Here is a 13581-nt window from a genome sequence, read left to right as displayed (position 1 = left end):
CCAAGGTCACGTCTGTATGAAACTGGATTACAAAACTGGCGACAGACCAAAGCAAGGTTACACTAAGCAAAGCTAGCTTTACCTAGTCGTCCCCTAGTTCACTTTATGCCTTTTTAAAGAACGCAACGTGTCCTCGACCATGCTCTTTTACCTGATACATGGTCTGATCGGCATGAATCATAAGCTCCTCTAACACTTTGCCGTCTTGCGGGCCTATTACAATGCCAATGCTGGCACTGATATGACAAACTTCCTCTTCATTAAGTTGGATTGGCTGTTCAATGCCGTCCAACATGTCTTGTGCTTGTGAGAGAAAGTTTTCTCGGTCAAAAGAGTCAACTTGACGGGCAATCACAAACTCATCCCCCCCCCAACGAATACAGATATCGGCGGTTGAACCAAAACGACTTTTTATACGTCGCCCCACTTCAATCAAAACTTTGTCACCAGCATCATGACCAAAATTGTCGTTCACCGGTTTAAACTTATCTAAATCAACCATCATCAATACAAGTTGATTATCTTTTTCGATGCCATCAGATAAAGCTTTTTTGAGCTCTCTCTCACCGGCTCGTCGATTAAATAATTGGGTTAATGCGTCATGGTCGGCTTCAAAACGGGTTTGAAATTCTTTTTCAGCACGCTCTGTCACATCATGTACTATCACTTCTATTAGGATATCTTGATTTTTCCCGACAGAATCACGCTGTTCCGTTAATTTAGCAAACAAACAATGTATCCATTTTGTTTTTTGACCTACCGTATATTCAACGTCTAACGTCAGTTGCTCAACGTCATCTTCCTTGTTTCTTATTACCTGTAATAGCTCCGGCAGTTTATCGACATCATTTAATAACACGGGGAAATTTAACGAAGGTATTTCTGTTTGTCCCTGTTCGATGAAATGTGCTTCAAATGCTGGGTTATAGGTCGTAATAATGTTCTCTTCATTAATCAAGCATATGCCGGCACTCGCCTGCTCAAAAATTAAGCGAAAACGTGTTTCTAATTCTTGAGTTTTTGTTCTTAATTCTCTTTCGTTATTAATCGTTAATTGTAGTTCACGCATCAAAGAGTTGATGCCCATAATCATCCGACTGATTTCATCCTTTTTGCCTTTTTTGACACCGAGCATCTGCATGGTCTGCGGCATACGGGGGTCTATTTTGGCGAACTCATCCGTCAGTTTTTGTAATGGTCGACTCAACCTTTGATGCACCACAATAGAGACAAAAAAGATGATGATAAAAGAGTGTAACATCATCAAAAAGACTTCTTTTTTACTGGCGCTCTGGGCCTGATGCTGAATATAAACATCGTCTGGGTATAAGGTGAGTAACCCTATTTGATTTCCTGGTATAAAAGGGTGCATAAGCTTGATAGAAATTTTTTCAGGTTCCCCTCTAACTTCCCCTTGAATAATCATCATATCCGGTTTGCCCGAAAGGCTAACGCCTTTCACTAGGTCATTCCCCAATAAGCCGTTCATGATTTCAGTTCCAAGCTCAACATCCGCTAAATAAGCAGAAATAGCCGCTGTCGTCTGCATGGTTTGTGCAAGTTGCTCCACAAGAGAATAATTCGTTGCTCTCTTTTCTTCCAAGCCTGACACATACGAAAAAAACGAAGTAGCAAACGACACCAACAAAGCCACAACAGCAATAGATAAGGCCACTCGAACATAAAGCTTTTGACTAATTTTCATCTAATCTATATACCACTTTAACCGCATCTATCAGTTCCGATTCAGGAATATACGCAAGCGTAAATTCCGACACTCTCAAATGACCTAACACTTCATTAACAGACGTCATTGACACCGGTGGTTTAGCACGTCCTGAAAACAATAGCCTCGCCCAGTATGCATTGATTTTTCGCTCATTTTGGTTAACCAGTTTCAGATAAAATTCATTTTTTAATGAAGATCGAGCAGGTAAATCTAAAGGCTTGGCATTTTTCCCATCAGGAAAGGTCACATAACGGCCCATATAGATATCAATGACCTCTTGTTTAGACAGAGCACTAATAGCATTGTCTTTATTTACTACGACCACAAGTTCCTCAGCATAGCCAGGCAAACTGAGTAACAATAAGCTTAGGGAGATAAGTTTAATTAAGGCCATGATTAAAATACCACGCTGACGCTTAAGCTAACTAAATTAACATTGTGCTCAGTCTCAATATCCGTTGATGTATCAATGTCCCATAAAGCCCCACCTCTTGGCTGAATAATAAAGTGGTCAGCCTGTACTTTAAGCACCACCTTATCGGAGTAATACCATTTAGCCCCTAAATTAAAACTTTTTTGATCAACAACCGAGCGATTTATCGCGTATTCGGTATTATTAATAAGCTGCCGAATAGCGGCTTGTTGCTGTTCAGGTAAATAAGCTAATTCCGGCGTTACCACATCTGTCGTATCTTTTTTGTTTTTAGCGACAGACATACCACCAAAATACGTGACTTCATTTACTCGGTAACCAATACTAAGGTAACCACTAATATTGGATGGAGCCACCATCCAGTCTGAAGTGGTCGTGCCAATTTCAGTCTGGATTAACCAATCGAAATTGTCGTAAGTTAATCCCAACGCGGAATAATTTATCGTGTGATGCTGAGATTCAAATCCGTGAGAAAATTCAGCCGCTTGGGACCAAACATTGCTTGGAACAGAATTCAAACCATCAATTAAAGTATTAAAAGGGGGAGATTTAAAGTCCGAGATTTTAGACCGAGAGGTTGCAGCCCTAAAAGTCCATTCATCCTTTAAATACACGGCACTCAGTGTATATAAATCGTCAAAAGTGACAGAAAGCTCTTCATCCGAGGCCATTAATGTTGGTGTCGTCTCTCCTACTGCAAGCTTGATTCGTAAGAAACCATCGCCCACTTGATTATTGTATTCCACATCCACACCATCATAGTGACCAGTTGTCGAAGCAAATGAATAATACGCATGGGGAGGACGAGCCCATAAATAGGCATACCCTACGTGAGGGTATTCAGACAACAGATATATATCACTATTGATTCTACCCGCCCTAATGCTCCAATTACGCTGAGGGCGGTAACGTACAAAACCCAATTCTAAAAAATTATCGAAGGATTTAACTGAGCGGTCTTGATATACACCTTGAACAACGGCATCCCAATCATGACTCATCGAAATATTGGCTTGACCACCCAATAGAGAATCGCGACTCAATGAGAAACCAGTGTCGCTGCGATTCAGGTAATTTGAGCTAAAACCAACATCAGCGTTATCGCTGTAGCTCATATTCAGGGTAGCAAAACCACTGAAATCAATATTCAAGCCGTCGGCTTTAGCATGCCCTGACATGAAAACCAAAACGACTATAAATAACGGAATGTGCCTGTATAACATAGGTAGCCTCATTTATATCTCGGTTTAACCACACAAGAATAATTACAAGTGTCTGAAATTCCACCGAAATTTTTAACTACATGCAGCATATACTGTTTAGTTCATAGAGCTCAAGAATAACTGCACACTTGCCATAGATCAGAAGATCAGTAACTTAAAGCCTGCAAACTCTCATACCAGCTATTCAGGCCATTCAAACATAAATAAACGATATCAAATTTCACCAAGCTGTACTGCGAGCAAACCTCCCCTCAAAGTATCAAAGGCAAGGCTGCTTTGACTTAGATAATACTGATTTCAAACAATACACATAGCCAATTATGTAGTCAGTACATTGCCACTATTCTTAACCACCTTAATACTAACCGTTTCATAGCCTATTTCGCTATAAAGCGTTTCTGATACCTTGCTATATAAAGAAGACAAGCAGATGCCACACAGAAACAAGGTTTTCACTAAAACTATGTTTGGCCTGATTCAACCTATGTATCGGAGGTATCAGAACCAATAACCCAAAAAACACGAAAAAAGCCTATATTTAAAGAGGTTAGCCCCTGAAATGAGCAAGAACAACGGGGAATGTGTTACTTTATACACCACCTTTGTAAGGTGAGTTTTTTTCATCTTATCGATGAAAATAGATAGGTTGTTGCTGCAAAATTGACCTACTAATATGCGCTGGTAACTTACATAAGGGGAAACCAACCATGACTAAAATCGCATTCACAACATTAATCAAACAAGCATTAAACAAACTATCATCTACTTTTAAAGTACTAATGATTTCCAATCCTTTAAGTAAGCTTCCTACCACAGCAGTAGGCGGTGCTTCACATGTTGACTGGAGTGGTTGCGACCTCTAAACCACCTATTAAACGTTGTTTTCTCCCCGTTGGTAGGTCGATTAAAACGGCTTACCAACACCCACTTCTCAACGACCTATTCGCTGTCTAATTCACCTTGCCAGCGACCAGATTCAAACTCGGCTTTAGTGACTTGCTGAATCAGCGGCATAATGGCCCTTAACATGGCCGTTTCAGGCCGGTTTGCAGCAGTCGAAACATAGACATCGCGCCATAATGTTGGCTCAGTAATTTCCAAGGCATGAATCTGACCCACTGGCTGTAAATGGTAAAAAGCCGACGTCGGCGACAACAACATACCGTAACCATCAACCACATAACGCAAGGTCGTCATCAACTGACCAAAAGCGGGTTTATGGGGCACTTTCATACCTATTCGCTCTTCATATTGGCGCAAAATATAACCGAGCGAATCTCGCTCACCCGTGACAATCACCTCATGTTTCGCCAGCTCTTCAAAGCGAATGGTCGATTGTTTTCTTAGGGCCTTATGGGCAGTCACTTTCGGTTCCATGCCCATTGAAAGAAACAGCTTTTCACGAAACAACTTATGCTGACGGATCTGACTAACATCACTGCCATCAGGAGAAGAAATCGCAATGTCTATTTCCCCCGCTAAAAGTTGATTAGAAAGGCTATAGGACAATCCTGTATAGAGTTCTAGCTTAATATTTGGGTAGCGCTGCTCAACTAGAGCTAATAGAGGAACGGAAATAATATTACCTATAGGTTGCGTCATACCTATCGACAACTGCCCCGTGGGCTCTCGTTCAAATTGGTGCACATCCAGCTTAGCTTGCTCAACTTGGCGAATGATCGACTCGGCATGGGCTTTAAAAATCAGCCCACTTTCCGTCAATACCACACCGCGAAAGCTACGATCAAACAAACTGGTGCCAAGCTCATGCTCTAAGTTTTCAAGCTGTAAACTAATACTAGGTTGAGCAACCTCGAGAGCCCGTGCCGCCGCCGCGATACTGTTTAACTCCGCAGTTTTAAGGAAGAATAAAAGCTGTTTACTGTTCATAATTAATCAATACCATTCAAATGGCTACATAAAAAATATAGAGCTATACCATAATCATTTTGGTTTTTTATAGCCAGACCTTTATTTAACATGTTAATAAAACAATAACCCAATAAATCTAAAGAGAGCCAAGATGTCTGCTACCACTCCTAACTATGAACACCCAGACCGCTTTAGCGATGCAGAATGGAAAGCCCGCGTTGACCTAGCGGCCATGTACCGTATTTTTGTTCACTTAAAATGGGACGAATCCATCTACAACCATATTTCATTGCGTGTTCCCAGCGAAGACGACCATTTTTTGATCAACCCATTTGGTCTTCACTACAGCGAAGTCACTGCTTCTAATTTGGTAAAAGTCGATCTACAAGGCAACATAATTGGTCATTCTGATTGGCCGATTAACCCAGCTGGATTTACTTTTCATAGTGCCATCCATGAAAAGGTAGAAGGCGCACACTGTGTCATGCACGTACACACCACACCAACACTGGCTGTTTGTTGCCTCGAAGACGGCCTGTCCTACAGCAACTTCTACTCAGCACAACTGTGGGACAAAGTCGCCTACCATGACTTTGAAGGCATCACCCTGCACATGGACGAAGGTCAGCGTATTCTAGACAGTGCAGGTGGCAAACCACTGTTGATGCTACGCAACCATGGCCCAGTGGTCATGGGTGCCTCACTTGCTCAGGCTTTCTCGCTCATGTGGTTGGTTAACCGTGCCTGTGAAGTGCAAATGGCGTCCATGTCGATGGGTGCTGTGCGCCAAATTCCAGAAAAAATTTGTAAAAAATGCACCGCTCAATCGCTTAACTTTGACCCTAAATTCGGTGCCGGTGAAGATGTGTTTGCCGCCATGAAACGCCTTATTGAAAAACAAGATCCATCTTTTAGACACTAAACTCACAGCACAAACAAAAGCCCCTTAGGAGACTTCCTAGGGGGCTTTTTGCTAACAAATGATTCCTCAATGACACTTGCTATGGGACATTTTTGTCCGCAGTATGTACGCCAAGTCTAAGTTTGGCGGTATTATTGGTTGGCATGTTTCTTCCATTACCCCACTCAAATGAAGCCAAAACAATAATAAAAAAGAGTCTATTAATATGAGCCTCCCTGCTTTTTCATGGTTGCGCCAAGTCGGCATTGGTGGGCGTTTATTTCTCGCCTTTGTACTGATTTCATCCATCACCTTGCTCGCCAGTGGCCTAACAACACAGACCTATCTTGACCTGAGCGATCGCCTGTCATTACTAAAATATCAAGACATTCCCGGCCTAGATGCCGCCGCACGGTTGAATGATAAAAACCGTTTAATCGTCGCCACGGCGCCGCTGTTAGTCACCGCAGACTCCAATGTCGAACGCCAACAAGCCATGACGGCTCTGCAGGGTGCCATCAAGGATATGGACGCTCTCATGCGCACTTTACCGGATTATAATCGCTACTTTGTTGAGTTAATCACACAGATCCAAAACAACTTGGCACTACTCAATCAAAGCGTTGAAAAGCGCGAAGAAGTACGCAGCGAACTCACTCGCCACAGCTTAACTATCTTTCCGTTTTTTCAAACGCTGATTCCTCGTCTCAACCAATTACCCCACTCGGAAGCACAGGAAATCATAGAGCAAAGTCTGTATTACTTTGCTGGCCTTATCGAAAAGGTCAGCAACGACCAATCTTTCAATGAGCTGGATTACACCTTCCTACGCTTAGAAGCATTAGGCCAACAGGTCCAACAACAGCTACATCTAATCAAACCCTTGTCTGCGCCGTTCGCCGAAGACATAGAAACCTTATTGGCACTTAGCTCACGCCAAGGCGACTTATTTCAATTAAAAAATGAAGAACTCGAATTGCGCTATCAGCAAAGTTTTTTCCTAGCAAACAGCCAAACCCATATTCAGCAACTGGCGGTACAGATTAACCAATACACCAACCAAACCAACGTCAGTATTAGTGACTCACTGAATAACGCCATTAAGCTGATCAAAGCCAGTATCCGCAATGTGTTACTGCTGTCTTTAATCAGCCTCGCCGTGGCGTGTGCCGTGTCATGGTTTTACGTGCGCCGTAACGTGCTTGAGCGGATTTTAGCCCTGCAAAAAAACATGCGCGCCATTGCTAACTCGCAACTAAACACCGATATTCAAATCATTGGTGATGATGAAGTCGCCAGCATGGCCCGGGACTTAAAGCATTTTCAGAGCACGGCTATCGAGGTGGAACGTACTAATCAAAAGTTAGCCGCAGAAATAGAAGAGCGCGTCGCTGCCGAGGCGCAACTAAAAGCCACGCAATCCGAACTAGTACAGGCCGGAAAGCTGGCCGCCCTTGGGCAACTCAGCGTCGGTATCACCCATGAGATCAACCAACCACTCACCGCCATTGCCAGTTATTTGCATACCGCCAGACGCCATATAGAAACAAAGCAATTAGACAAGGCTCACATTAACCTACAAAAAATTCGCCAATTACTCGACAAAATAGCGGGTATTACCCGCCATCTAAAAGCCTTTGCTCGGGAAGCAGGCACCGAATTAAGCCCTGTGCTTTTGCATGCTGTTATCGAAGATACGATTGAATTAATGACCACCTCGTTTAGGGATCATGGCTGTCAAATAGAATATCAAGCTTCCCCTAATCTCAACGTAGACAAACTCCATGTCTGGGCCGAACCCATTCGCCTAGAGCAGATACTGGTTAATTTACTAAGCAACGCCATTGATGCCCTATCAGAAGCTGAAGAGCAACGTATTCAAATTCGCGTCGAGCAAGATAAGCAATGGGTAAATATTCAAATTAAAGACACTGGCTGCGGCATCAGTACAGACAGTTTAAAGCAGATTTTCGACCCGTTTTTCACCCAAAAAGAAGTCGGTAAAGGTCTCGGATTAGGCCTATCCATCAGTTACAACATCATCCAAGATTTTGGGGGGCAAATACGTGTTACATCAAAAATTGGCCAGGGCAGCTGCTTCACCTTAGCACTGCAACATGCGGAGTAAACTATGAATCAAAATACCAATAAAACGATTCAAATCGTCATTATTGATGATGATCAATCCATTCTAGAAGCACTAACAGAAATGTTGGAGCTAGAAAAATTTCAAGTTAATGTTTTTAAACAAGCCTCTAAAGCCCTAGCCTTTTTAACAACAAACAGTCCTGTGGTGGTGCTGAGTGATGTCAAAATGCCACAAATGAATGGCCTTGAGTTATTGCAACACATTCAAAAGCTCGATGGGGATATTCCCATCTTATTAATGAGTGGGCACGGTGATATCCCCATGGCAATTGAAGCCATGAAAGAAGGTGCCTATGATTTTTTAGAAAAACCGCTCGACCCCGAAAAACTCATTTGCCAACTGCAGAGAGCCATAGAAAAGCGCCGTTTAGTGCTTGAAAACCGAGACCTAAAAGAAGACCTTGCGCAACATGCAGAGTTAGAAAACTTTATTATCGGTGAATCCGCCGCGATAAAAGCCATTCGCCAGCAAATTCCGGCCTTGGCCCAAGCCAATGTAGATACCATTATTTACGGTGAAACAGGCTGCGGGAAGGATGTGGTCGCCAGAGCATTGCACGAATTCAGCTTGCGCCAAAAACAACGTTTTATCGCCATCAACTGTGGCGGCATGAGTGAAAGCCTGATCGAAAGCGAACTTTTTGGGCACGAAGCCGGCTCCTTCACCGGTGCGAATAAACGCCACATTGGTAAAATAGAAGCCGCTAACGGCGGCACCCTATTCCTAGACGAAATTGAAACCATGCCCCTGTCTGCGCAAATAAAATTGCTGCGCGTCTTACAGGACAGAACCATTGAACGAGTCGGCAGCACCATGCCCATCGCCATCGACATTACAGTCATCGCAGCCAGTAAAGACGACCTCGCACAACTGAGCGAAGACGGCTCTTTCCGTAAAGACCTATTCTATCGGCTCAATGTCGCCAGCCTCACCATCCCGCCATTGAAAGAACGTCCAGAAGATGTCTTGCCACTATTTTATTACTACATCGCCCAAGCCGCCCAGCGCTTTAACCGCCCACCACCTGAGCTGACATCTGGCTATGTCAATTACTTGCTACAGCATTCATGGCCGGGTAATGTGCGCGAGTTAAAAAATGCCGCCGACCGTTTCGTTTTGGGCATCAGTGAAGCCTCCCTAGAAACCATCAAGCAGAATGATATTGGCCGCTATGAAGAGCGCATGGAACAATTCGAGCGGCAATTATTAATAGAAGGCTTACGGGCAACGCAAGGCCAATTGAACGAAGCGGCAGAATTACTCGACCTATCGCGCAAAACCTTATACCGCAAAATGAAGAAGTACCAACTCGATAAACAGACATTTCGCTAACGGCTAGCTTGTAGATAAAAAGCCAACAAAAAGGACACAAGTGTCTCATTTTGCAACTTCTAATAAGACACTTGTGACTTATAACACCAAGCTAAAACCAAAAGAGAAACATAACCACTTGATTTTATTGCATTTTATATAACTGGCACTCGCTTTGCTCTAGGTCTAATCAGCTTAATATGAGCTTAACGTTAGAAAAAGTGCGATACATCTCCGACAACGGAACCTCCCAGACGGTGATAAAAATAACAATATAAGAGATCTACACGATCTCACGAGCGCAGCAAAGACGAGGCAAAAATAGACGAGAAAGCGGAGTTTATAAGTTATAAATGAGCATTTTAAGTCTATTTTTAACAAAGTATTAGCAAGCGCAGTAGTCGTGTAACTCAATACGTAATGAGGATAAAAATAATGCCAAATAAACTCGTAACTGGACTACTACTCACAAGCTCCCTACTGCTAAGTGCCAGCGTTTTCGCTGCCGACTGTAGCTACCGTGGCGTTCTGGATGAAAAATTTTGTGATGAAAACAAGGATCTAGTTGCCGACACGCCGAAAGACTCTAGCCAATGGCGTGACCCTAGCACATTAGTATTTACCTATACACCAGTTGAAGACCCAGCCGTCTACAAAGACGCTTTCCATGAATTCCAACAATACCTAAGTGAAAAAACAGGCAAAAAAGTCATTTACTACACAGTACATTCAAACGCCGCGGAAGTAGAAGCGATTCGTTCTGGCCGATTACACATTGCTGGCTTCTCTACTGGACCAACTGGCTATGCCGTTAACTTAGGGGGCTATGTGCCTATTGCAGTGAAAGGCACAGCAGAGTCCTTCCAAGGGTATAATCTGATCGTTATTACTCGCACAGACAGTGATATCAAGGAATTAGCTGACCTGAAAGGCCGTGTTATTGCACACACTTCGGCGTCATCTAACTCGGGTAACCTAGCACCAAGAGCCTTGCTACCTAACTTGGGCATTACCCCAGATAAAGACTACCAAGTGAAATACTCAGGCAAACACGACCAATCTATCATGGGCGTGTTATCTGGAGACTACGATGCGGCACCAGTGGCATCGGATGTGTTTCATCGCATGATTGATGCGGGCCGTATCCAACAAAAAGACTTCCGCATTATCTACACCAGCCCTCGATTCCCAACCTCGGCATTCGGTTATGCTCATGACCTAAAACCAGAGCTAGCAGAGAAAATCAAAGAGGCCTTCTTCTCTTTCCGTTTCTCAAAAGACATGCAAGCAACCTTTGGTGGCGCGGATCGTTTCTTCCCCATTACCTACAAGGAAGATTGGAAAGTCATTCGTGACATTGCCCACGCAACCGGTACGGCTTACAGCAAAACGGGTCTACAAAAACTCGCTGAAAAAGACGCCGCTAAAGCAGCCAAAAAACGTGCTGCGAAATTAGCCAAAGAGTCAAAAGCGAAAAGCTAAATCGTCCTTTCAATCCTTTAATAACTGCTGTTGAACAACCTGTCATATCACAGGTTGTTCAACCCTCTAATGCTTGCAGGAAATGAATATGTCTTCAACGCAGCCCCTTGCTAATAAAGATTCCTATCTCGCCATCCGTGGCCTACAAAAAGAATACACCGCGGGCAACCCTATTTTAAAAGGCATCGACTTTGATATTACCGAGCCGGGCATTGTCGCTATTATCGGACCATCAGGCACAGGTAAAAGTACTCTACTACGCTGTATCAACCGCCTGATTGACCCAACGGCGGGAGAAATACGGTTTGATGATCAAGACTTGTCCCAAGCGAAAGGACAACAGCTTCGTGCCCTACGCTGCAAGATCGGCATGGTCTTTCAAGAATACAATTTGGTTGAACGCTTAACCGTGATCGAAAACGTGCTAACCGGACGCCTTGGCTATATGTCAGCGTGGCAAGCATGGCGTCGCAACTTCTCACAACAAGACATTAATACCGCATTCGAATTATTAAACTCGGTTGGTCTAGCAGAACATGCCAACAAGCGCGCAGACAGCTTATCCGGTGGTCAACGCCAAAGGGTTGGCATTGCCCGCGCGGTCATGCAAAACCCACGTATTCTACTCGCCGATGAACCGACGTCTTCCCTCGACCCAAAAACTGCGGTCGAGATCATGGAACTATTGGAATTATTTTCTTCAGAAAAAGACATTCCAGCCTTGGTGAACATCCACGATGTCAAACTGGCGCGACGCTTTGCTAAACGCATGATTGGTATGAGTGAAGGCGTCATCGTCTATGACGGTCCTCCAGAAGGCATTACCGACGACCATTTGAAACAAATCTATGGAGGTGAGTCATGGCTCGTTTAGACACCTCAAGCACGCCAGAAAATCCGTTCAAAGCCAATTGGTCTATCCGTGGAATATGGCTAGTCGTCGCCATTTACTTGGTTTATTCATTCAATGCCATGGGACTCAGCTGGGCTCGTATAGAAGATGGCTTAGGCCATGCTAATACGCTACTAGGACGCATGTTTCCGCCGAATTTTAGCCGCTGGGAACTCTTGCTAGGTGGTCTGGCTGAAAGCCTAGAGATGGCGGTTATCGCCAGCTTCTTTGGTATTGTTTTATCGCTTTTTCTAGGACTGTTTGCCGCACGCAATATGATGCCCAACTGGGTCAGCATACCGGTGCGCGGTTTTATCGCCCTGTGCCGCACTTTCCATCCTGTGATCATCGCCATTTTATTCGTCAAAAGTGTTGGTTTTGGCCCTTTAGCGGGCATTCTCACCTTGGTGGTTGCTTCCATCGGCTTTATTGCCAAACTGTTTGCCGAAGCCATTGAAGAGATCTCGCTTAAGCAAGTAGAAGCCATTCGTGCCACGGGTGCGGGCTTTGCCAGTGTGATTCTGTTTTCCGTCATGCCGCAGGTATTTTCGCGCTTTATCGGTTTTTCGACCTACCAGTTAGACTCCAACTTACGTAATTCCACCATGGTAGGCATTGTCGGTGCAGGCGGCTTAGGTGGCACTCTATTCTCAGCTTTTCAACGCTTTGACTATGATTTTGTTGCGGCCATTTTAATCACCATTATTGCGCTCATCATGTTTGGAGAATTGCTCTCTAACATAGTGCGCCGTATTTTCCGCTAAGCCAGAAGGAAGTAAACCATGCAAAGTCCAATTGATCATCACTGGCAGCGCTTTACCCTAAAGCAAAAACTATCACGCTATAGCGTCTATTTGGTTTTAGTATTGGCCATGGTGCAATCCCTGCGCACCGTCGAAGTCATTCCAGAATTCTTCTATGATGCTCCTCAGCAAATGGCCGACCTATTCGGTCGTATGTGGCCCCTAGACTGGTCCTATTATCCGATTACAGTGCACGGTGCCATCATTGAAACCCTCAACATTGCCACCCTAGGCACACTATTAACGCTGATTTTTGCCATTCCATTGGCCCTAATGAATGCCAGCAACATCAGTTCCTCCCCATGGAGCCACTGGATTGCTCGTTTCTTCTTGGTGTCTTCCCGTTCCGTGAATTCCTTGGTCTGGGCACTGTTGTTTGTTGCCATCTTCGGCCCCGGCGTGATTGCGGGGGTGCTGGCCATTGCCCTACGCTCCGTCGGCTTTGTCGGCAAGCTATTGGCGGAAGCATTGGAAGAAGTCAACATGGGTTCCGTAGAAGCCCTCAGAGCCACCGGCGCTTCGTGGATGACAGTGTTACTGAAAGGCTACTGGCCACAGGTATTACCGGCTTTTTTCAGCATTGTCTTATTCCGTTGGGACATCAATGTGCGGGAGTCTGCAGTACTTGGACTGGTCGGTGCAGGGGGAATTGGCGTGGTGCTGAACGATTCGATGAACCTGTTCCAATGGCAACGGGTCTCCATGGCCCTGCTCGCCATCTTCGTGGTAGTGATATTGGCGGAAATACTGGTGGTGAATATTCGTAAAAAACTGCTTTAAGCGAGC

12 protein-coding genes are annotated in these 13581 nt (G+C 44.4%); 8 read left to right on the top strand and 4 right to left on the bottom strand.

The window, feature by feature from the left end; all coding sequences use genetic code 11:
- Positions 1-103: 103 nt before the first annotated feature.
- From I8J31_RS20345 to I8J31_RS20335, 3 genes are read right to left on the bottom strand one after another with little or no spacing between them, the layout of a single operon-like run.
- Positions 104-1705 carry a sensor domain-containing diguanylate cyclase gene (locus I8J31_RS20345; protein ID WP_199470417.1) on the bottom strand — a complete coding sequence of 534 codons (1602 nt, stop codon included), beginning with the start codon at positions 1703-1705 and terminating at the stop codon, positions 104-106.
- Positions 1695-2123 carry a hypothetical protein gene (locus I8J31_RS20340; protein WP_199470416.1) on the bottom strand — a complete coding sequence of 143 codons (429 nt, stop codon included), beginning with the start codon at positions 2121-2123 and terminating at the stop codon, positions 1695-1697. The genes I8J31_RS20345 and I8J31_RS20340 overlap by 11 nt, the downstream gene beginning before the upstream one ends.
- Positions 2124-2125: 2 nt before the next feature.
- Positions 2126-3385: a hypothetical protein gene (locus I8J31_RS20335; protein ID WP_199470415.1), complete on the bottom strand. Its 1260-nt coding sequence runs from the start codon at positions 3383-3385 to the stop codon at positions 2126-2128.
- A gap of 707 nt (positions 3386-4092) precedes the next feature.
- On the opposite strand from I8J31_RS20335, the gene I8J31_RS20330 reads away from it, so the two are divergent.
- Positions 4093-4248, top strand: coding sequence for a hypothetical protein (locus tag I8J31_RS20330; protein ID WP_199470414.1), 156 nt, complete (start codon positions 4093-4095; stop codon positions 4246-4248).
- Positions 4249-4324: 76 nt separating this feature from the next.
- On the opposite strand, the gene I8J31_RS20325 is transcribed toward I8J31_RS20330, so the two are convergent.
- Positions 4325-5275: a LysR family transcriptional regulator gene (locus I8J31_RS20325; RefSeq protein WP_199470413.1), complete on the bottom strand. Its 951-nt coding sequence runs from the start codon at positions 5273-5275 to the stop codon at positions 4325-4327.
- 133 nt (positions 5276-5408) lie between these two features.
- Here I8J31_RS20325 and I8J31_RS20320 point away from each other — a divergent pair, with 133 nt between their 5' ends.
- The 7 genes from I8J31_RS20320 to phnE (I8J31_RS20290) all read left to right on the top strand — a co-directional run bounded on the left by I8J31_RS20320 (position 5409) and on the right by phnE (I8J31_RS20290) (position 13575).
- On the top strand, positions 5409-6179 hold the full coding sequence (locus I8J31_RS20320) for a class II aldolase/adducin family protein (RefSeq protein WP_199470412.1): 771 nt from the start codon (positions 5409-5411) through the stop codon (positions 6177-6179).
- A 205-nt stretch (positions 6180-6384) separates the two neighbouring features.
- Positions 6385-8286, top strand: a complete 1902-nt coding sequence (locus I8J31_RS20315) for a sensor histidine kinase (RefSeq protein ID WP_199470411.1) — start codon at positions 6385-6387, stop codon at positions 8284-8286.
- Between the two features lie 3 nt (positions 8287-8289).
- On the top strand, positions 8290-9639 hold the full coding sequence (locus I8J31_RS20310; RefSeq protein WP_199470410.1) for a sigma-54-dependent transcriptional regulator: 1350 nt from the start codon (positions 8290-8292) through the stop codon (positions 9637-9639).
- Between the two features lie 414 nt (positions 9640-10053).
- Positions 10054-11100: a phosphate/phosphite/phosphonate ABC transporter substrate-binding protein gene (gene phnD / locus I8J31_RS20305; RefSeq protein ID WP_199470409.1), complete on the top strand. Its 1047-nt coding sequence runs from the start codon at positions 10054-10056 to the stop codon at positions 11098-11100.
- A gap of 88 nt (positions 11101-11188) precedes the next feature.
- A complete protein-coding gene (phnC, locus tag I8J31_RS20300; RefSeq protein WP_199470408.1) occupies positions 11189-11974 on the top strand; it encodes a phosphonate ABC transporter ATP-binding protein in 786 nt (261 codons plus the stop codon).
- Positions 11962-12756, top strand: coding sequence for a phosphonate ABC transporter, permease protein PhnE (gene phnE, locus I8J31_RS20295; RefSeq protein WP_199470407.1), 795 nt, complete (start codon positions 11962-11964; stop codon positions 12754-12756). Before phnC ends, phnE (I8J31_RS20295) begins: the two co-directional genes overlap by 13 nt.
- Positions 12757-12774: 18 nt before the next feature.
- Positions 12775-13575 (top strand): phosphonate ABC transporter, permease protein PhnE, encoded by an 801-nt coding sequence (gene phnE / locus I8J31_RS20290; protein WP_199470406.1) that lies wholly within the window; start codon positions 12775-12777, stop codon positions 13573-13575.
- Positions 13576-13581 lie beyond the last annotated feature (6 nt).

Source organism: Marinomonas transparens (assembly GCF_016463975.1).
GTDB classification, from domain to species: domain Bacteria; phylum Pseudomonadota; class Gammaproteobacteria; order Pseudomonadales; family Marinomonadaceae; genus Marinomonas; species Marinomonas transparens.
The sequence above is the reverse complement of the archived record's forward strand: the minus strand, read 5'-3'. Positions and strand labels throughout refer to the sequence as shown.